Here is a 21472-nt window from a genome sequence, read left to right as displayed (position 1 = left end):
TCAACTTTGCAAGAAATTAAGAGCTTTATAAGGATTTATGCGTAAAAAATCATAGTAACTGGGGAGAAAAAATGCTCTCAAAATATTTTTCAAGCATGAAACACCCTTTAAATCATGTCGAACTAAATATTTTGTTGATGATTGTGCCTTTTCAAGATAAGCTAATTTGAATCTTTTAATAATTACTAGGCGGTAAAAAATGAACCCCTTTATCCCTCCTATTACTCTTGGGCATTTGCCCAATGAAGTTTTAGCCTCTATCCTTGAGCGCTGCCCTCACCCCTCTTTATTTAGCATTTGCTCCCGCTGGCATGATCTTCTATCTGATAAAGTGATCCCTCCCCTGTATAGAAAGATAGGTAACATTCATTTCCCTAACGGAAATGTTACTGAGCAGGCTCTTATCATAGATAAAATTTATGAATTAGATACTCGGCTGCCTCTTGTAAAAAAGGTAGATAAAATTTTTAAGCAAACTTTTATATTAGCTAAATCTCTTTCTCCTTTAGAATTCAAATGGAAAACCGAGGAAAAGAAATATTTTACCCTCGCTAATTACTGTTTTTACCTTGTAAATATCAACCGCCTCTTAATGTGGAAAGAACTGGGCGGAGGAGGAGAATATTTAGAAAAAGAAGAAATTAAAGCTTTATCTTTAGAAAAAAAAGGAGAGCTTTTTAGAGCATGGATTGAAAGATATGGCATCGATATCAAACATATAGCCCTAAAAAAAAATGGTATGACTTATTTACCTTCTGAAATAGGCTTGTTTCCTCAGCTACAAACGCTTATCTTGGATCAAAACCAGCTCACTATTCTTCCTACAGAGATCGGGCAGCTATCTCAGCTGCAAAAGCTTTATTTAAGCTCCAATCAACTCATTACTCTTCCTATAGAAATAGGACAGTTACCTCAGTTGCAAGTGCTTAATTTAGACCAAAATCAGCTCACTACTCTTCCTGCAGAGATCGGGCAGTTGTCTCAGTTGCAGCTGCTCTCTTTAAAGTACAATAAACTAGCTGCTCTTCCTGCCGAAATCGATCAACTGTCTCAACTGCAAGGCCTTTACTTAGACAACAATCAGATAGCAGTTCTTCCTCGCAAAATAGGATGTTTATCTCTGTTGCAAGAGCTTGTCTTAGATCATAATCAACTTAGCTCTCTTCCTGCCGAGATAGGCCAGCTATCTGAACTGCAAAACCTTTGCATAAACAATAATCTAATCTCTTCCCTTCCTAGCGAAATAGGATGTTTATCTCAGCTGCAAGAGCTTGCCTTAGACCATAACCAACTTAGCTCTCTTCCTGCCGAGATAGGCCAGCTATCTGAACTACAACACCTTTGCATAAATAACAACCTGCTTACTTCTCTTCCTGCTGAAGTAGGTCAGTTGCTGGATCTAGAAAGGCTTTACGTAAGCCACAATCTACTTACCTTCTTTCCTCACGAAATAGGACGCTTATCTCAGTTGCAAGAGCTTGTCTTAGATCATAATCAACTTAGCTCTCTTCCTGCCGAGATAGGTCAGCTATCTGAACTACAAGATCTTTACGTAAGCAACAATCTACTTACTTCCCTTCCTCGCGAAGTAGGACGTTTATCTCAGCTGCAAGAGCTTGCCTTAGACCATAACCGACTTAGATCTCTTCCTGCCGAGATAGGTCAGCTATCTGGACTACAAAACCTTTACATAAATAACAACCTACTTGCTTCTCTTCCTGCCGAGGTAGGCCAGTGGCTGGAACTAAAAAGGCTTTACGTAAGCAACAATCTACTTACCTCTCTTCCTCACGAAATAGGACACTTATCTCAGTTGCAAGAGCTTGTCTTAGACCATAACCAACTTAGCTCTCTTCCTGCCGAGATAGGCCAGCTATCTGAACTACAAGAGCTTTACGTAAGCAACAATCTACTTACTTCCCTTCCTCACGAAATAGGACGCTTCTCTCATTTGCAAGAGCTTGTCTTAGGCCATAACCAACTTAGCTCTCTTCCTGCCGAGATAGGTCAACTATCTGAACTACAAAACCTTTACATAAACAATAATCTACTCACTTCTCTTCCTAGCGAAATAGGACGTTTATCTAAACTATACGAACTTAGCTTAGAATATAATCAACTCCATGTTCTTCCTTCTCAGATAGGAAAGTTATTTAAGCTACGGGTGCTTACCCTACACCATAACCTACTCACAACCCTTCCCGCTGAAATTGAACACTTATTTGACCTTGAAAGACTTGCTTTAGAATATAATCAACTCATCTCTCTTCCTATACAGATAGGAAAGCTATTTCATTTACAAGCGCTCACCCTAGATCATAACCAACTGACTACTCTTCCTGCAGACATGAGATGGCTTTTTCAGTTGCAAAAGCTTACTTTAGATAACAACCAGCTTACCGCTCTTTTTGCAGAGATAGACCGCCTGTTTCAGCTAAAATTCCTTACCCTAGACCATAATCAACTTACCACTATCCCTGCCGAGATAGGCCTATTGCCTCAGCTACAGGAGCTCATACTAGCTTATAATCAACTCACTAATCTTCCTACCGAGATAGGCAATCTATCCCGCTTAACAATCCTTAACCTTGATCATAATCAGCTTACCACTCTTCCTGCCGAAGTAGGACAATTAACTCAGCTTCAAATGCTTACCTTAGACCATAATCAGCTTACCGTTCTTCCGGTTGAGATAGGTCAACTGACGTATTTACAACTGCTCTCTTTAAAGTACAATAAACTAGCTGCTTTTCCTGTCGAAGTAGATCAGTTGCTGGATCTAGAAAGGCTTTACGTAAGCAACAATCTACTTACCTCCCTTCCTCACGAAATAGGACGCTTATCTCAGCTGCAAGAGCTTGCCTTAGACCATAACCAACTTAGCTCTCTTCCTGCCGAGATAGGCCGGCTATCTGGGCTACAAAACCTTTATATAAATAACAACCTACTTATTTCTCTTCCTGTCGAAGTAGGCCAGCTATCTGAACTACAAGATCTTTACGTAAGCAACAATCTACTTACTTCCCTTCCTCACGAAATAGGACGCTTATCTCAGCTGCAAGAGCTTGCCTTAGACCATAACCAACTTAGCTCTCTTCCTGCCCAGATAGGCCAGCTATCTGGACTACAAAACCTTTACATAAATAACAACCTGCTTACTTCTCTTCCTGCCGAAGTAGGCCAGTTGCTGGAACTAAAAAGGCTGGGCGTAAGCCATAATCTACTTACTTCCCTTCCTCACGAAATAGGATGCTTATCTCAGTTGCAAGAGCTTGTTTTAGGCCATAACCGACTTAGATCTCTTCCTGCCGAAGTAGGCCAGTTGCTGGAACTAAAAAGGCTTTGTGTAAGCCACAATCTACTTAACTCCCTTCCTTACGAGATAGGACGCTTCTCTCAGTTACAAGAGCTTGTCTTAGGCCATAACCGACTTAGCTCTCTTCCTGCCCAGATAGGTCAGCTATCTGGACTACAAAACCTTTACATAAATAACAACCTAATTACTTCTCTTCCTGCCGAAGTAGGCCAGTTGCTGGAACTAAAAAGGCTTTACGTAAGCCACAATCTACTTACTTCCCTTCCTCTCGAAATAGGACGCTTCTCTCAGCTGCAAGAGCTTGCCTTAGGCCATAACCAACTTAGCTTTCTTCCTATCGAGATAGGTCAACTATCTGAACTACAAAATCTTTACATAAACAATAACCTAATTACTTCTCTTCCTAGCGAAATAGGACGTTTATCTAAACTATACGAACTTAGCTTAGAATATAATCAACTCTATGTTCTTCCTTCTCAGATAGGAAAGTTATTTAAGCTACGGGTGCTTACCCTACACCATAACCTACTCACAACCCTTCCTGCCGAAATAGAACACTTATTTGACCTTGAAAGACTTGCTTTAGAATATAATCAACTCATCTCTCTTCCTATACAGATAGGGAAGCTATTTCATTTACAAGCGCTCACCCTAGATCATAACCAACTGACTACTCTTCCTGCAGACATGAGATGGCTTTTTCAGTTGCAAAAGCTTACTTTAGATAACAACCAGCTTACCGCTCTTTTTGCAGAGATAGACCGCCTGTTTCAGCTAAAATTCCTTACCTTAGACCATAATCAACTTACCACTATTCCTGCCGAGATAGGGCAATTAACTCAGCTTCAAGTGCTTACCTTAGACCATAATTAGCTTACCACTCTTCCCGCTGAGATAGGGCAGTTGACTCAATTGCAAGAGCTGAATCTGGACCACACCCAGATTGCCAACATACCTTTCACTATAAGAAAGCTAACTAAGTCGCAAATATAGTAATTTACATTTCATATTTCTTATTATTAACATATACTTAAAAAAGAGTAATCAATGGTTTGAGCAAGATGTGAAAATTTACTTAGTACTACTACGTTTCAACCCCCTATGTTGTGCCTGAATTTTTGAATATAATCCTTTAATAATTATCTACTTAGAAAATAACTGTCAAAGTCGAGGTTACCATTTACCTTTTTTTACCAAGCTATTCACGACTCATCTAAAAGGCTATTTTTTGATTCCTCTTAAATTTAACGTAGTAGTATTGATTAAAGAAGTAGGATGGATAGGCAGCGCATGATGCCACAACTCATGCCCACAAAAGTATTGCCAATAAGGATTTTCTACCCATCGATGCACCACATTTGCATCCGAAAGCCCATACGTATGCTGCAAGATAAAAGAGCCCTACAACTAGCCTTACAGGTTTAGCGGGCTGTCCCATCTTTTCTACAAACAGCTTATCAAACTCTTCTTCCAGCTGCTTCCATTCAATCAATTTGGATAGCTGGATAAGAGGATGATCTAGAGTGAGTTCATCGCTAAAGCGGGGTTTAAAAAGACGGCCTTGTTGATTATCTAGCTTGATTGGTCTCATAGCCAACTTTGCAAGAAATTAAGAGCTTTATAATGATTTAGGCGTAAAGAAATTATAGCAATTAGGAGAAACAACGCTCTCAAAATCTTGTTTAAGCAATAGACACCCTTTAAATCATGCCAAACTATTTAATAGACGATTCAAAATTTTTAATGTAATTCAAAAATTCTTCTTTAGGAGGCTTGCTCTGCAAGAATTCCAATGTATTAGGGTGGTTAACCAGATGAGCAATTTTGGCGAGTAAGTGTAAGTGACGCTTATCATCACAGGCAAAAAGAAAAAAGAGAGTGTGAACGGGCTTACCATCCAGAGCACCGTAATCGATAGGATTTTTGGAATAGGCTACGACGACTACATCATAATGGGCGTTAAGAAGAAAATCACGAGTATGGGGAATGCCTATCCCATTATTTAAAGCGGTAGGTTGAAGCTTTTCACGATCCAAAAGAAGATGAGAGATACCTTCTGCGTCTAAATTCAAACTTTTGGCCATCCTTTGCATTGTCTGGCGAATAACTTCTTCTTTAGTGTCCCCCATAATATCGATTAACACATCACCTTTATGTAAAGCGCGATAAAGGCTAAATTGCTTAATACCACCTTTGATAGGAGAAGGATCAGGAATAGCGGTAGGATGGTCAAAGGAAGCTTCAGGGATTTTTTGACTTAAAACCCAATCTTCAATTTCATTGCGGTTAAAGAGATGTTGCTGGTTAATCTGGTAAGAAGGGATTTTTCCCTCGTTTAACCAACGACAAATGGTTTTTTCAGAAACATTTAATAAATCGGCTACATCTTTGATTTTTAAGTCCACCCTCACCTCCGCATTTAAAATCCTTTAAACAAAGTCATAATAGCTTCTGCCGAATTCAATGTTAACATTTTTTTTCTTCTATTTTCATCTTTAACGGCAATTGTTAGTGCAGAAAGGATTTGAAGATACTCGGTTTGTTTGTCATCAGGGCCGCCAATCATTATAATGATGCGTACTGGACTGCCATCTAAAGAATTCCAATCCACTCCTTTTTGCAGGATGCCAATAGCAATAAAAAAGCTTTCATATCCTTTTAGCTTAGCATGAGGAATAGCAACTCCCATGCCAATGCCTGTGGAAACAACTTTTTCTCTTTCAAGAATAGCTTGGTAAAAAGCCTCTTTGTCATGTAAAAAACGATTTTGATGAAGATTTTCTACTATAGTATGGAGGGCTTCATCGCGATCTTCAGCTGACATAAAAAGAATATTTCGAGAGTCCAAATACTTTGAAATTTTGATCATCATTATTTACCCTAGAGACGGTTATTGCACGGAAAAAGCTCTACATTTACGCAAGCATTTTTTTCTATTCATAGCTTATACCTTTGACAGGTAAGAGCAGTTTAGCTCTGATTAATGGCTTCCTGTATGACCGAAGCCACCCTCACCGCGAGCAGTGTCTGTAAGCTTTTCGGACAAGATAAAGTTTCCTACTGTTACAGGCGCCAGAACAAATTGGGCGATACGCATGCCAGGTGTAACTATAAAATCTTGCTTACCATGGTTAATAAGAATAATTCCTATTTCACCTCTGTAATCGGCATCAATTGTACCGGGAGTATTAAGAACAGTCACTTGGTTTTTTAAAGCTAAGCCACTGCGAGGTCTTACTTGGATTTCATATCCTTGAGGAATAGCCATTCGTAGACCAGTAGGAATTAAGCAAGAGGCTCCGGCAGCAAGAACCAAAGGTTCTTTAAGATAAGCTCTAACGTCGGCACCTGCAGCACCAGAAGAAACATACTGAGGTAACCAGCTAACGTCAGGTGATAAAACGAGAACTTCAACAGAAAGGCCAGGGTTCATAAAGATTACCTACAAGGTTGATCGGCTTTAGTAAGATTATTTAAAGAAGGATAAGCAAGAAAAGAATGCTCGTCTTTATGGTTGTTTTCTTCGTTATTGGTAAGAAAGTAAAGAACTTCAGAAATTTTATGCTTTAACTCTTGCCGATTAACAATGCAATCGATCATCCCATGATGGAGAAGAAATTCCGACTTTTGAGCGCCCGGCGGCAGCTGCTGCCCAATAACCTGCTCAATTACTCGCGGACCGGCAAAGCAAATCAAGGCATTAGGTTCTGCCATAATAATATCTCCTAAAGAGGCAAAGGAAGCCGTTACTCCACCTGTAGTCGGATTAGTTAAAACAGAAATATAAGGGATTTTAGCTTCGTGAAGCTTGGCAAGTGCTGCCGATGTTTTAGCCATTTGCATGAGGGAGAGGATCGATTCTTGCATGCGAGCCCCGCCAGAAGTAGAGACAATAAGAAGGGGTATTCTGTGGGCTAATGCATATTCCATTAAGAGAGTCAGCTTTTCACCTACTACCGAGCCCATGGATCCTGCCATAAAATTAAAATCCAATATCCCTAAAGCTACTAGGTTGCCATTAATTCTACACGTGCCTACTATAGCTGCTTCGTTATGCCCTGATTTTTCTCGAGCACTTGCTAAACGCTTGGGATAAGTTTCCGTATCTACGAAATTTAATGCATCTACCGGCTCTAAATCGTTATACATTTCTTGAAAAGAATTTTCGTCGCTAAGATTTTTAATTCGCTCTTCGGTGGTTAGACGGTAATGGTATTCACATTTAGGACAGCAATTCATGTTTTGCTGCAACTCATTCGCGTGGATAAGTTCATGGCAATGTGTACATTTTAGCCATCCGCTATACCCATCTTTTTTGGTTGTTTGAATTTTTATTTTAGGTTTATTCCTTGAGAATAATCCCATTATTTAACTCTCTTAATAATGAAGTAGAAAAAGAAACTATAGAGGAAAAAGCTTTGCAATTCAATCTAAATCTTGCAAACAAGCAGTTTTCTGAGTGAAAATAGTGGAAGAAAAAGAAAGCCAGAAAGGGAAAATTTTCTTTCTGGCTTAAAATTCAAATCAGTTGGTTTTAGGGGCACTGGCTAGTTTATAAAGCTCTTCGACATTTTTCCAATTAACAATATCCCAAATATTTTTCACATATTCGGCTCTTACGTTTTTATACTGGAGATAATAGGCATGTTCCCAGACGTCAATGCCGAGCAGAGGAATCAAACCTTTAGGAGATAAGGGATCCTGGTTTTCACACGTGGTAATTTGCAAGCGATGGTGTTGCTTGCAATAGCCCAGCCATCCCCATCCAGAACCCTGAATTGCCACCGTGCGGGCGCTAAACTCTTCAATGAATTTTTCCCATGACTCAAAATCTTTTTTAACGGCATTTTGTAACTCACCATTGGGTACTGTACCGCCGCCTTGGTTCTTAGGTGCTAGATTTGTCCAAAAAATGCTATGATTAATGTGTCCACCGCCATTAAATTTAATAGCAGATTGCAGAGCAATTAAATCGGTAGGATCGTTGGATTTCTCGGCTTTTATTTGGGCTTCTTCATACTGCTCAAGAGCCTTATTGAGATTGTTGACATACGTTTGATGGTGCTTAGTGTAATGTAAGTTCATGATTTCTGCACTAATGACAGGTTCTAAATCGCCAAAATCATAGGGTAGAGGGGGAAGTTGATATTTGAAGGCCATAAAAAAGCTCCTTGAAGTTTGAAAAAAATGTGAATCTACATTTTGTCCTATGAAAGTAATTTTGACAAGGTTTAAGCACAATTTTCATTCTTATAAAAAAGGCTTATAAAATTAAGGATTTGAGAATATTAAAGTTGGAGGTAAAAGATAAGCGAATTGTTAAGCTTTTACTTTTTCATTGTTGCATGGACCTTCTATGCATGCTCCGTGGCTCTACAGTAGATAAATGGCAAGCTCAAATGAAAGGAATAGTTTTTAAGTAAATATTTGGAAGTATTTTATAGTTTTTTTCGAAAATAAATGGATTAGGCTTTTTGAGCTACCGTTACTTATCTATCCTCTTGAAGGGAAACTAAATAACACTTTTTATGTAGGACGATTTCTTCGCTCTTAAGAAACGGAGGAATAGTAGTAAAAGGGTTATTGCTTAAGTTCAGCTGCTGAAGTTGAGAAAACTGGCTTATGACTTCAGGAAGAGATGTTAGCTGGTTGTTATCTAAGTAAAGCAGTCTCAGTTGAGAGAGCTGCCCAATAGTTTTAGGAAGAGCTCTTAATTGATTAGTGGATAAAAAAAGGTATTGCAATTGGCAAAGTTGCCCAATACTTTCAGGAAGTGCACTTAATCTATTATTCGATAAAAAAAGCTCTTTCAATTGGGAAAGTTGCCCGACGGTTTCAGGCAGAGTATTTAAATAGTTGTTGTATAAATAGAGCCGTTGTAGCTGGGAGAGCTGGCCGATAGCCGCTGGAAGAGTAGTTAGCTGGTTATCTTGCAAGTAAAGTTGCCGCAGCTGGGAAAGCTGCCCGATCTCTGGCGGCAAGCACATAAAGCCTGAACAACTTAAATTTAAGTAATCAATAGCTACAAAGTGTTCTTCTATCCATTGAATTAATATCTCTCCTTTTTTCTTTAAAGATAAGATCTTAATCTGGGGCTTGTTTAAGTACTCTGCCCCTCCTGGTAGGTGATGCCAGAGTGATAGGCGACTAATATTTAATAAGTAGTAGCAGTAATTAGAAAGGGTAAAGGTTTTGCTTTCTCTACTATTTCTTTCAACTTCTGGTGGAGAAAAAAAAGCTGCTAAGGTAAAAATTTTTTGAAAGATATGGGCCACTTTTTCCTCTGTAGAAAGGTTAGGCTCAATTTCATAGATCTTATTTAAAATAGGAGCCTGTTCTATAAGACTTTCATCTCTACCAGGAAAATGAATCATGAGGATTGCGCTGTAAAGCGAGGACATGGAAAGGGGAGACACGGATGGATGAGGGTAGCATCCACTTTCGTTCGAGGTGCCAGATAAAGAAGAGGTGGAAAGGGAGCTTTGGTAAGGCTGTTGCAGCCTTTTGAAGACAAATAGTCTAACTTTTTTATTTTCATCTAATAAATTCTTTGTCCACTTATAATTTATCATTTCTTCTTGGGTTAGCTGTTCACCGAGTTGGCTCATTAAAGTTTTGGATTGATTTTCTAATAAGCTAGCCAGGGAAGGAATTGCTTTAATAGAAGGTTCATTTAAAAGATGGATCAAAAGGGCAATATAGCGCTCTCTAAAAAATTCTGATAAAAACTCGGTCTCAGCAATTTGAGCATGGAGCCTGATAGTAGGGTTGGGTGTATGCCTCTCTATAAGTTGGCTATCAAGAGGACAAAGTTTATTGCGGGCTAAGCATTGAATGACAGTATCTTCATTAAGAGTATGACCGCAAGGAAATACTGTAACTGCTCGAGTCATCAGCTTTCCTGAGACCGCGTCTTCTATATTTTCTGAGACAGCAAGTCGAAAATTTGGTTGGGTGTTAGAGAAAGAAACGGATGGCATCATATAACCTCCTAAAAGTATTAAAGCAGGTTGCTAATTTTAAGATTGCTTGTGTCTAATAATTAAGGGTTTAACTTAGATCTTTACAGAAAATTTACTTTTTTTTCTTTTTTTGAGCAACTTTATTTTGAAAGCGTAAAAGGAGAGTGAAGCCTTAAAAAAACATGGATGGGATTAAAGGGGCAAAATTATATGGAGTAAGGGGGAAGTAGGAAATTCATGCATCTTAACTTACTCATTTCTTTAGCCTTCTAAAAAGCTTAAGAAAAATTTAATCGCTGCATTAGATGCTGCTGCGTGATAGGTCCAATAGCTTTAAGCCTTTTGTCTTTAGGAAGGCTACCAAATTTCTCTATAAAAGCATTGACTGTAGAAGGGCTGGTGAAATGAATTTCCTCAATAAGGGTTAAATCTAGAGGTCGCAAATTTTTATTAAGGAAAGTATCGTAGAGAATACATGCACGAAAACGCCATTTTTGCTGGATAAAAAAATCGGCAAGGACGGAGCGCGAAAGAGCAGAATGGGGCCAAAAAAAATAAGGATTGGCGAGGGATAAACTTTGCAAAAAATCTACCATGCCTTCAGCCGTTTCTACAGGAGGAGTTAAAGGAGAAAGGGTGGCATAGCTTGCAAAAGCTTTGGCTGTCTGAGAGCCGACGCAAATGGCTTCTTTATTATGTAAATGATGGATTTTATATCCATAATGAGAAAAGAGTTTAAAAAAAATATGCACTGCACTTTTGCTAGTAAAAATTAAGTGAGTGTAAGATAAAAAATCTTGAAAGCTTTTTTGAATATCAGTTTCGTGGGAGGCGCGTGGGTGAATGCAAATGATAGGATAATGAATAAAGTTAATGCTTTTTTTGTGTTGTTCGGGAAGATCTATACCCAGATAAAGGATTTGCGGCTGTGGCTTGCGGCTATCTAAACAGCTCATTAGCTCAATTATTTCCGTATCATCTTCTCGGCATATGAGGGCTAATTGTCCTTGATAAGGCACAGTTTCCCCTGGTAGCTTAATGCGATTTAGATGGGTAAGATTAAGACGAATTAAAGCTGCTTCAGCTACGACTACGCCATCAGCTTGTCCTTTTTCAAGCAACTTCAATCTTTCGGGAATAGTTCCTCTTAAATCGCAAAAAGTTAGGTCTTTACGTAATTCTTTTACTCTTTCTTCACGACGTAGAGAGGAGGTGGCAATACAGGCTCCTGGAGGAAGATCCTCAAGAGTTTGTCCCGGCCTTAGCACTAATACATCTGCAGGGTTTACTCCATGAGTAATAGCTGCGAGCACTAGGCCTGCAGGAAGGGGATCGGGAAGATCTTTAGCTGAGTGTATAGCTAAACGACACTGTTGGGTTAGAAGGAGAAGATCAATTTCCTTTGTAAAGAAATCTGTCTTACCCATGTGGCGCAGCGAAGTGAGACGATCTTTATCACCTGTTGTTTCAAGGTAAATATTTTCAAATATGAGATGGGCATGATGGCGGCAAAGTTCTTGATAAACTTCTTTAACCTGAGCTTTAGATAAGGCAGAAGAACGCGCACCTACTTTAATTGACAAGCTTTGCATAATTTTTCCCTTGAATCGCTGATCTCTATATAGGCAAATACTATCTATTAAAAATTTTAAGTGCACGATTTATCTAATCAATTGTTGGACAGCTTCTTCTACAAACTCAACGCCAATGATGCCGATTTTTTGGGAAATCTCTGGAGGAATACCTTTAATATTTCTTTTAGGGATTAGACAGTGTTGAAAGCCCATATGAATAGCTTCTTTAAGCCTGCTCTCTATGCGGGTCACACTCCGAATCTCTCCTCCCAAACCAACCTCACCAACTACGGCAGTTTCAGCATCTACTTGTAGATTACGCATAGAAGAGGCTACAGATAATAAAACACCCAGATCAATGCCTGGTTCTGTAATACGCATGCCGCCCGCAATGGAAACAAATACATCACATCTATGTAATTGGTAGCCCATACGTTTTTCTAAAACTGCTAATAACAAGGCTAGCCGATTTTGATCAATTCCTGTACAGCGGCGAGAAGGGGTACTAAAGAAAGTTTCGGTAACCAAAGCTTGGGTTTCTATTAAGATAGCGCGTGTTCCCTCTATAGTAGGAATAATCACAGAGCCAATCGCCTCTTTGCGACGTTCTTCTAAGAAGACTTGTGAAGGATTAGGCACCTCCACTAAGCCCGCCTGTTGCATTTGGAATACGGCAATTTCATCCGTAGGGCCAAAGCGATTTTTCACTACACGAATCATACGATAATTATTCTGTTTATCTCCTTCAAAATAGAGCACAGTGTCTACTAAGTGTTCTAAAACTCGAGGGCCTGCTATTTCGCCAGATTTAGTTACATGGCCAATTAAAAAAGTGGCAATCTGGTGTCCTTTGGCGATATGCATAAACTCTGTAGTCGTTTCGCGTACTTGTGAAACTGATCCAGGTGCTGAAGAAATTTCGCCTTTATAAACAATTTGGATGGAATCAATAATTAAAACGTCGGGCTTTATCTGATCGATGTGTGCCTTGATAGCGGAAAAATTGGTTTCACTTAAAAGGAACAAATTTTCGCTATCGATCCTTAAACGTTGCGCACGCATCGAGGTTTGCTCCACAGACTCTTCTCCGCAAACATACAAAATAATAGAGCCTTGCATAGCTAGTGCCTGAGAAATCTGCAATAGAAGAGTGGATTTTCCAATTCCAGGGTCTCCACCGACTAAAGAAAGAGAACCAGGGACGAGACCCCCACCAATTAAACGATCAAATTCATGAAGTAAGGTGCGGATGCGGGGTGTTTCTTTATGAGAAACTTCTTTTAAGCGTACGGGCCTACTAGTGCGTATAGGCTGTTGAGCTTCAAAGCGTGTTTTGGCGCCTACTACCTCTACTTCCTCATGCATGGAATTCCAAGAAGTACATTGAGGGCATTGGCCGGTCCACTTATATTGCTTGTGGCCACATTCAGAGCAATACCAGGCGCTTTTTTGTTTAGCAGCCATAAACTATTTAAGCCTCTTTAATTTTTTTAAATAGCAATAACGCGATAGTGAGCGAGTGCATCTGCAGCAGCAGCTTGCTGAGCTTCTTTTTTAGAGGAGCCGTGTCCATATCCTTTAGCTTGATCATGAACCATCACACATATTTTGAAAATTTTACTGTGATCAGGTCCTTCCTCACCTAGAACTTTATAAGTAGGGGTTTGTTGAAAGTTCTTCTGGCAGTAATCTTGAAAAAGGGCTTTGAAATTGCGCAGAGGCATCTTTAATATAGCTTCGATTTCCGCAGAAAAATTTTTAAATAAAAATTGCTTGGTGACTTCTAAGCCTCCATCTAAGTAAATGGCTCCAATAATCGCTTCAAATAAGTCTGCTAAAATAGATTCACGTCCTCGCCCATCATTCATTCTTTCGCCCTTTCCTAAAAGTAAATACTGGCCTAAATCATACTTTTGCACATAATTAAAACAGGAGCTGGCTTCTACTAAACGGGAACGAAGAACAGAGAGTTCACCCTCCGAGGTGGAGGGTAGGTAGCGATAAAGATAGTCTGCAATGAGCATGCCTAGAACCGAATCTCCTAAAAACTCTAAGCGTTCATTGTGCTTCCCCACTTCTTTGTTTTCGTTAACGTAAGATCGATGAACAAAAGCTAAAGCTAATAAAGTTCGGTCTTTAAAGGTATAACCAATCTTATGCTCTATCTCGGTAGCACGTTTTATGAGTTCATGGTAGGCGTTCATAGGTTAAATTTTACTCCACTTTTTATTTTTAGGGTAGCTTTTAGTAAATCTTTAATTTTTGCTACAAGCGGCTATTGAAAAAAAGTATATTTCTCAAGATAATTAACTGTTTTTTATGTTATTCTTTTGTCTAGACTTTGCAAACATCTAACCCAAATTTTAAACATAATGAAACTAGCCACCGATAAATCTCATAGAGATTATTTCTACAAACATGGGACCATTGAGTTTGATGGTCTTTTTTCCTTAGAGCAAATTCAACAGCTTAATACGGCAATTGATGACCTTCTTTCTCTAACTTTTAAAAATATTGCTCTGCAATTGCAAAATGCTGAAGATATATTTCTTTGCGGGCACGACCTTTATCGAAAAGATGAGCGAATCCAGAAACAGGTGCTAAATCGACGCTTGGCAGAAATTGCTCTGGAATTGATGGAAGCACGAGGGCTACGTATAGGGTATGATCAGTTGCTTGTCGGTCAATCGGGGCAAGCTAACGTAAACGCAAATGCTCTTTACAATCAATTTTTACAAAGTGTAGGTTCTCTCCAAGATAAAAGTTGTGTGCAGCCCTTAGTGTGTGGCCTTGTTATTTGTTTGCAACCTTCATTATCGCTTGAAATTCCGCCTGTTATTCTTCCCCAAACATTGGGCAATGGGGTTTTCTTTAAGTCCGATCTTCCTCTTGATTTGAGTTATCTTTCCCATGCGAAAGGGGGACGTTATTTGATGATTGCTTATGCTGAGCCAAGATCAATCTATGTGTTAAATGATCAAGATCCCCATACGCATAGTTTAAAACATCGAGGATATGTTTTCGGCGATAGATTATCCGATAAGCTCAATCCTCTTATTATCCGAAGTTAATAAATTGCTAAATCTTTCTCTATTAAAATTTTGAAATTAAAGTACAGGCTTAAAAAATGAAGTGGACCATTCTTCAGGACGCCGTTGATACTGCTCAAAACAATATGGATAAGGATTTAAAACTTTTGCAAAATATTGGGTGCACGGCAAATCCTATCCTGCGTTTTTATGGCTGGCAGGGCCCTTGTGCGACTTATGGATATTTTATTAATCCCTTGCTTTTTTTAGATGTTGCAGGAATGCAAAAGCATGGACTGCAGTTAGGGCGAAGGCCGACAGGAGGGGGAATAGTTTTCCATTTAACCGATCTAGCTTTCTCAGTGATCATACCTGCTAAACATCCCTGCTATTCTTTAAACACGCTTGATAATTATGCTTGGGTGAACCAGCAGGTGGCCGAGGCGGTAAAAGCATTTAAAAATGAAATTGTTACTGCTTTTTTAAAGATCGAACCTCTTTCTACCGATGAGCTTTGCCGTCATTTTTGCATGGCAAAGCCTACCATTTATGATGTCATGGTTGAGGGTAAAAAGATCGGTGGGGCGGCACAACGGCGTACCCGTGAGGGCTTTTTACATCAAGGTACTTTATCTATTGCTTTGCCTGATGAGTCATTGCTTAAAGCTGTGCTAAAAAAAGGAACGGAGGTGTGGGAAGCGATGAAAAGTTATAGCTATGCTTTAGAAGAAGGGGCTAATGCTAACCAATTAGAAGAGATTCGCCACCAGCTAAGACATTTACTGGTTCTACAATTTGAAAAAACTTGTTAAAAAAGAATGAGCGGGAATATAGAGAGATTTTTAATGAACTGAGCATTAGCTCGGATCATGCTTTCGTGTTTCATACGCGGTCAGAAAATAAGCATGTTTATAGCAGGGTAAATATTGAGAATAAGAAGCTTCTCTTATAGTATGTTTTAAGAGGTTAAAAAAATATTCCTACCTGCCTATGAATTGAGTCTTCTTTAAATTCTCCTCTCTGTAGGGCTAATTTCAAAAAAGTTAGTAATTAAGAAAATTAGGTGAGGGCCCCTACCTAATTAAAAAGAAGAAAAGAGATATCCTTTGAGAGAAAGCAGCTTTTTTGTTAGGATCTTCTCTTTCTGATTTTTAAGGAGATAGCCATAATCATGTTAGAATTTTTACGAAAGCATCAGCGTTATTTCTTCATTGTCATTACGGTAATGATTGTCATTTCATTTTCTTTCTTCGGCACTTTTAACACGCTTAACATCGAATATCCCCATGAGCAAACGGTTTTTACCGCCATAGATGGTACTGCGGTAAAACGTTTAGAGCTGGATGAGCTATCTAATTTTATTAGCACCGATAGGCATGATAAACTTCTTTTAGGAGGAGTTTGGGGGCCTAATTTCTTAAATGATGGGGTTATATATAAAGATTTCTTAGAAAGTGGAATGGGATTGATGTTGGCATCACACTATTCTGATGAGCTGGCAAAAGATTTAAGAGCGCGGTCTGAAAAAGAAAAACGCTTTTCTCTTTACCGTCATCCGCAAGCCGGATTTATCAATGTCGAGTCCGCCTGGTCTTACTTTGCTCCTCAGATGAAGGCTAATTATAATTCTTTGCAGGCCACTACTAATCCCGTGGAGAGGGAGGCATTGCAAGCGCGTATAAGTTTGTTCCTACAAGAAAAGCAATTTCCAGCCCCCTTATTAAGGCAAGTTTTACGCTATCAAGAAAGACAGTATTCTTGGCTGCCTCCCGATGATAATCTTGATTATCAAGACCTTTCTCTTTTTGGATACCATACGGCAGAAGATTGGTTTGGTCCTCGTTTTGTGCGTCTTATTGCTCAATTCATTCTCAATAGTGCTAAGATAGCTGAACAAAAAGGCTACAGTGTTTCGAAAAAAGAAGCTTTAGCGGAGTTGATGCAACATGCTGCCAAAAGTTATGAGGAAAATATAAACAACCCTAATTTAGGAGTAGCTAACCTTCAGCAATACTTCGATGAGCAGCTACGCCGGATGGGAATGGACCAAAATAAAGCAATAAAAGTTTGGCGAGATGTTTTGTTATTTCGCCGTCTTTTCCATGATATTGGTAATGCGCTAGTCGTAGATCCATTTAGCATCACAAAACTTCAAGAATATACCAAGGAAGGAGTGATAGGGCAAATTTTTCAATTACCGGAAAGTTTGCGCATGGATAGTTATCGCAAACTGCAAAAGCTAGAAATTTATCTTAACGCCGTCAGCCAGCGACCAGAAGATACAATGAACCTTTTAATGTTACCGACTAAATTTTTAACAACAGAAGCCCTAGCTAAAAAATTTCCCGAATTGCTTCATAAGCGCTATATTCTGGAGGTAGCACAATTAAATAAAAGAGATCTTCAAGCTAAAGTCAGCATTAAAGATACCTGGGATTGGGAAGTTGAAGAGCACAATTGGGAGATATTAAAAAAGAAATTTCCAGAATTAGGGATTAGAAAAGGGGCCACCCGCGAGGAACGCTTCTTAGCTTTAGATAGTTTAGACGATAAAACCAGAGGGCTAGTGGATGCTTTTGCTCGCACTGCCATCGTTGATCTACATCCTGAATGGATAAAGCAAGCATTAGAGAAGGCCGCTGTTAAGAAAAGCGAGGTATCAATTGGCATTAAAGGCGGCAAAGTAGCCTTTGCTGTGGGAGAAAAACGGCCAGAACTTATACAGCTATTAGAGCAAGCTTCTTTGCAAGGAGAAGCTATCAATTCAGCAGCAGAAAAGCTTATGCAGTACTCTCCTGATAATCTCACCTACTATTGTATAAAGGTTATTGATCGGGGTTCTGAGCAAGAAATTATGACCTTTGCTGAAGCAGAGCAGCAAGATGTATTAGAGCCCTTACTGCAGAAAGAGTTAGAAGCTTATTATGTAAAAATTCGCGAGAAGGAGCCTTCACACTATAGAAAAACTGATGGCTCTTGGAAACCTTTAGCAGATGTCCAGGATCTTGTAGCAGATCAATATTTTGCAAAAATACGTAAAGCTATTGAAACAGATTATAGGAAAGCTACAGCTCCTCAGCCGGCACCTTCTATTTTTTTAGGAGATTACTTGGCTTCCTTGCGTTTATATGCTTACATGCGTGAGGTTCGCGCTAGCTTGGAAAAAGATCCTTCTAATACGCAAAAGTGGATTTATACCGCTCAGGAAGCGCCTTCAGAGAAGCTAGCGAAACGCCAGCCTTTAGAGAATCAATGGAAGTTAATCCAAACACCTTATCGCGGCTTACGTAGCGACTTAAACAGTGATTTGGATGCTTATGAAATTTTTGCTATGCAAGTGGGGGCATGGAGCCAAGTCAATACCCCTGGAAATGGAGATATCAATTTTTTCCACCTGGAAAAAAGAGAAGCTTCCGCTAGCGCAGCGGCTGGGCCCAAAGTACATCAATTGTATAATGTCCTCTCTGCTGAGGGACAGCGTATCTATATGCAAAAATTGCTGCAGCTGCTTAAAGAAAAGAAAGCTTTGTCACTTGATTACATGAATAAAGCTAAAGAAGAATAAAAATTAAATGCTTTAAAGAAAATTCATTAGGACTCCTAAAAGCCAAGCAGGCAGGCTGAAGCAATGGCTAAAAGGTTCTTAAAGTTTTTCTTTAAAGCGGCTTAAATTAAAGATATATGTTTGAAGAAGAATCATTCTCATTATCACCAGTTAATTTTTTTCAATTGAAAGGTGATTGTCATTATGCTCCTAAAGGTATTAGCGGCCAGAAGTATTTGCTAGCAGATACTAGCTATCTTTGTGGGGAAGAGCATTTTGCTAAAGTTTCCTTAGGATGGAATGAGCAAGGTCTGGAGTGCTTAGTAGTAGTCTCACAGCCATTTAAGCAAGCTTATCATCCTGATATAAGCCGAGGCGATAGTGTCGAATTGATGATTGATACTCGGGATGTGAAAACATCCGGATTTAACACACGCTTTTGCCATCATTTTTTCTTTTTACCAGAAGCTGTTGATGGCATCCAAGCGGGTGAAATGACACGCTTTAGAACGGAAGATAAGCATGAACTTTGCGATTCCAAAGAGTTGAAAGTCAGCAGCCAGCTTTCTTCTCAAAGTTATACACTCAAAATTTCTATCCCTAGCCATTGCTTAATCGGCTATGATCCCGAGCAATTCGATCGCTTAGGGTTTACTTATAGAGTTAATCGCAAAAATGATTCTCCCCAACATTTTTCGGTGGTCACTCGTGACTTTCAAATCGAACAACAACCTTCCTTATGGAGCAGCTTAAGCTTGGTCAAGTAAAGGCAAAACCACGTTTTCTAAACTATCCATGGCGACATAGGATTCTTTAAATAAATGCTAAAAAGGAACCCATTTCGCCATAAGCATAAATCCGAGCTAGCTAGGAGGGACCCCTGGGGGATTAGGAAAGTAGAGATTGTTCAATGATCTAACATTTTTATTATAGGGATGCCGCTTAAAAGATCGTGCAAGTTATAAAGATTTAAAGTTGGGAAATGCGGTAAAAAGGTAACCTCCTTAACTTAGTGCAAATTAAAATTATAAAAATGGCTTTTTTCTAGGAGAAAAAATGAAATTTGCTGATACGCATGAATGGATTAAAGTTACAGATCGCGTGGGAACTGTAGGCATTTCTAAGCATGCACAGAAAGAATTGGGCGAGATCGTCTATGTAGAATTGCCGAGAATTGGCAAAAAAGTAAAGGCTGGCGAAGAAGCTGTTGTTCTTGAATCTACTAAAGCTGCTACGGATATCTATTCCCCTGTTTCAGGCACCATTACAGAAGTTAACCCTGCTCTGTCTTCGGTACCAGACCTAGTAAATACCTCGCCTGAAAAGGAGGGTTGGCTTTATAAGATAGAAATGGATAATTTAGAAGAGCTTGATAAGCTTATGAATTCCTCTGAATACTATGCCAAATTTTCTTGAGCAATGGATGATGTATCCCACATTCCGCAGGTTAAAACAATGGTTGGATAATTTTTTTATTATTTTGGTAAATTGACTTAAGTTTTTTTCAAGAAAAAACTAAGCTTGTTCCTCTCAAAGCAAAGAAAGAGAGGATATAAGCGATGGAAGAGTATAGTAGCAAAGATCTTGACCACTTAGGGATTGTTTCTGCTATGTGTGACGAGATCAATTTAGTGAGCATGATAGATCAGCTCATTCCCCCTGATCCCCGAGCTATTATAACAACAGGAGAATGCATCAAATTGATGGTCATCAATGGGTTAGGTTTTACTTCACGTCCCTTATATTTAGAAGCACAATTTTACGCAAGTAAACCTGTGGAACGATTATTAGGAACTCACCTTACGCAGGCATAAAACTCCTTTGTAAATTTTGCAGTTCTTGATAGGCCATCTGATTGGCTTTAAGGATTAACTTATATTTTAAAGCAAAGTGATTAAGTAAGGTTTTAATTTTAAGAAATTCAAGCTTGCAATAAGCGATAAGGGATGAAAAAATATGATTTCTTTGAGAGCGAGCAATTTTGGTGGGTGACTTCTCAAGGCTAGCATTTTGCTTTATTGATTTGTGATACTCCTCTATGCGCCATCGTTTGTGATAGATTTCATAGATTCGGTCAGCCTCATGATTTAGATCGTTAGTCACGATGTGGAGAATGCCTATAGAGCCGTCTTCGTTCTTGAAGATCTTTGTAATTAAAGCTACAGGAAAAGCTAGCTCTTTAAGCCAGACTATCCTTTTATCTCCATCTTTGAAATTAAACGTATTTAAATTCTGATACTGGCCTTTTTTTCTTTCTCCCTCAGAAAAAGCAATTAATCGATTAGACTTTATGCCAAATATAAACATTTTTTTGAGTTTATAATGGATAAATTCCATATTATCTTTAGCACCAAACCAATTATCCGCTAGCACATACTCAAACTTCACTTGATTGGCAACTGCCTGTTGGATAAGCGCTCTGAAATGTTGGTTTTTAGTGATGGATGACTGCTTTTTTTCTTTCTTTGTTTTCACATCACAAAAATGCATATCTTTTTTGATTACTTCAAAGCCGATGGGAAAAGTGTAATCTCCATAGCTAATGAGGCAGGAAAGTAGATTAATCCCTTTTACACATCTTCCTTGAGTATGAGAAAAGTGCCAACAGACGATTTCGTTTTCATCTGTATAGGGCTTTTCCTCTATCGTATCATCAATAATCAATACACCTCCTTTATCTTGCTCTAGATGGCGCACTTGCTTTTTAACATACTGCCATAGTTCTTTCGAGCCTCCTGGATTGTTGTTAAGAAAACGGGTGATTTTATCATGGCTAACCTGACCATCTAAAAGATTGGATAGCCCTGTGGCTGTGGCTTGTTGGTTTTGGCTGATAAGATAATCTGTATAAATATCAAGAAGATCAAGTTTCATTTTTTTCTCCTCTTTTCAAAGAAAAAAATATACCTTTAGAATAATTTTTTCAACTCATCTGTGCGTAAGGTGAGTTAGGAAGAGCGTGTAGATCTGAAAATATATCGGATGATCGTTTAGGTAGAGCTTTAGATTGCTGCTACGAATATGGATGTGATGCTATCTTTTCAGCC

19 protein-coding genes are annotated in these 21472 nt (G+C 39.0%); 7 read left to right on the top strand and 12 right to left on the bottom strand.

From position 1 onward, the window contains the following. Window positions 1-199: 199 nt before the first annotated feature. Complete coding sequence (locus NEOC65_RS05235; RefSeq protein ID WP_213151578.1) at window positions 200-4189, top strand: leucine-rich repeat domain-containing protein; 3990 nt, start codon at window positions 200-202, stop codon at window positions 4187-4189. Between the two features lie 348 nt (window positions 4190-4537). Here the strand turns inward: NEOC65_RS05235 and NEOC65_RS09970 are convergent, their stop codons facing one another. The 11 genes from NEOC65_RS09970 to rnc form a co-directional block, all read right to left on the bottom strand. Further along, the gene (locus tag NEOC65_RS09970; RefSeq protein ID WP_502710351.1) at window positions 4538-4669 is read right to left on the bottom strand and encodes a hypothetical protein; all 132 of its coding nucleotides are present in this window, start codon (window positions 4667-4669) and stop codon (window positions 4538-4540) included. Continuing rightward, window positions 4620-4907, bottom strand: coding sequence for a transposase (locus NEOC65_RS09600; RefSeq protein WP_249299076.1), 288 nt, complete (start codon window positions 4905-4907; stop codon window positions 4620-4622). The genes NEOC65_RS09970 and NEOC65_RS09600 overlap by 50 nt, the downstream gene beginning before the upstream one ends. Before the next feature lie 124 nt (window positions 4908-5031). Next, the gene (locus NEOC65_RS09720; RefSeq protein ID WP_166155941.1) at window positions 5032-5721 is read right to left on the bottom strand and encodes a PTS sugar transporter subunit IIA; all 690 of its coding nucleotides are present in this window, start codon (window positions 5719-5721) and stop codon (window positions 5032-5034) included. A 14-nt stretch (window positions 5722-5735) separates the two neighbouring features. Continuing rightward, window positions 5736-6185, bottom strand: a complete 450-nt coding sequence (locus tag NEOC65_RS05220; RefSeq protein WP_213151609.1) for a PTS sugar transporter subunit IIA — start codon at window positions 6183-6185, stop codon at window positions 5736-5738. Between the two features lie 111 nt (window positions 6186-6296). After that, window positions 6297-6749: a dUTP diphosphatase gene (gene dut / locus NEOC65_RS05215; RefSeq protein ID WP_166155944.1), complete on the bottom strand. Its 453-nt coding sequence runs from the start codon at window positions 6747-6749 to the stop codon at window positions 6297-6299. A gap of 5 nt (window positions 6750-6754) precedes the next feature. Next, window positions 6755-7681 (bottom strand): acetyl-CoA carboxylase, carboxyltransferase subunit beta, encoded by a 927-nt coding sequence (gene accD, locus NEOC65_RS05210; RefSeq protein WP_213151585.1) that lies wholly within the window; start codon window positions 7679-7681, stop codon window positions 6755-6757. A 159-nt stretch (window positions 7682-7840) separates the two neighbouring features. After that, window positions 7841-8476, bottom strand: coding sequence for a superoxide dismutase (locus NEOC65_RS05205; protein ID WP_213151587.1), 636 nt, complete (start codon window positions 8474-8476; stop codon window positions 7841-7843). Window positions 8477-8805: 329 nt separating this feature from the next. Next, a complete protein-coding gene (locus tag NEOC65_RS05200) occupies window positions 8806-10299 on the bottom strand; it encodes a leucine-rich repeat domain-containing protein (RefSeq protein ID WP_213151589.1) in 1494 nt (497 codons plus the stop codon). Window positions 10300-10556: 257 nt separating this feature from the next. After that, window positions 10557-11870 (bottom strand): hydroxymethylbilane synthase, encoded by a 1314-nt coding sequence (gene hemC, locus NEOC65_RS05195; protein WP_213151590.1) that lies wholly within the window; start codon window positions 11868-11870, stop codon window positions 10557-10559. Window positions 11871-11939: 69 nt separating this feature from the next. Further along, window positions 11940-13316: a DNA repair protein RadA gene (radA, locus tag NEOC65_RS05190; protein WP_166155956.1), complete on the bottom strand. Its 1377-nt coding sequence runs from the start codon at window positions 13314-13316 to the stop codon at window positions 11940-11942. Window positions 13317-13342: 26 nt separating this feature from the next. Next, entirely contained in the window at window positions 13343-14056 is a 714-nt protein-coding gene (gene rnc / locus NEOC65_RS05185) for a ribonuclease III (protein ID WP_213151591.1), read from the bottom strand. A gap of 168 nt (window positions 14057-14224) precedes the next feature. Here rnc and NEOC65_RS05180 point away from each other — a divergent pair, with 168 nt between their 5' ends. From NEOC65_RS05180 to NEOC65_RS05155, 6 genes are all read left to right on the top strand, one after another. Further along, a complete protein-coding gene (locus NEOC65_RS05180; protein ID WP_166155962.1) occupies window positions 14225-14923 on the top strand; it encodes a hypothetical protein in 699 nt (232 codons plus the stop codon). A gap of 56 nt (window positions 14924-14979) precedes the next feature. After that, window positions 14980-15693, top strand: coding sequence for a lipoate--protein ligase family protein (locus NEOC65_RS05175; protein WP_213155980.1), 714 nt, complete (start codon window positions 14980-14982; stop codon window positions 15691-15693). A 359-nt stretch (window positions 15694-16052) separates the two neighbouring features. Next, window positions 16053-18446, top strand: a complete 2394-nt coding sequence (locus NEOC65_RS05170) for a hypothetical protein (RefSeq protein ID WP_213151593.1) — start codon at window positions 16053-16055, stop codon at window positions 18444-18446. 116 nt (window positions 18447-18562) lie between these two features. After that, window positions 18563-19192, top strand: a complete 630-nt coding sequence (locus tag NEOC65_RS05165; protein ID WP_213151594.1) for a sugar-binding protein — start codon at window positions 18563-18565, stop codon at window positions 19190-19192. A gap of 289 nt (window positions 19193-19481) precedes the next feature. Then, on the top strand, window positions 19482-19841 hold the full coding sequence (gene gcvH / locus NEOC65_RS05160) for a glycine cleavage system protein GcvH (protein ID WP_213151596.1): 360 nt from the start codon (window positions 19482-19484) through the stop codon (window positions 19839-19841). Between the two features lie 143 nt (window positions 19842-19984). Then, a complete protein-coding gene (locus NEOC65_RS05155) occupies window positions 19985-20239 on the top strand; it encodes a DUF4277 domain-containing protein (RefSeq protein WP_213151598.1) in 255 nt (84 codons plus the stop codon). Here the strand turns inward: NEOC65_RS05155 and NEOC65_RS05150 are convergent. After that, on the bottom strand, window positions 20226-21299 hold the full coding sequence (locus NEOC65_RS05150; RefSeq protein ID WP_213155979.1) for an IS701 family transposase: 1074 nt from the start codon (window positions 21297-21299) through the stop codon (window positions 20226-20228). The genes NEOC65_RS05155 and NEOC65_RS05150 overlap by 14 nt on opposite strands. Between the last annotated feature and the right edge of the window lie 173 nt (window positions 21300-21472).

This window comes from Neochlamydia sp. AcF65, from assembly GCF_018342435.1.
Lineage (GTDB): Bacteria > Chlamydiota > Chlamydiia > Chlamydiales > Parachlamydiaceae > Neochlamydia.
This window is presented reverse-complemented; position numbering and strand designations above follow the sequence as displayed.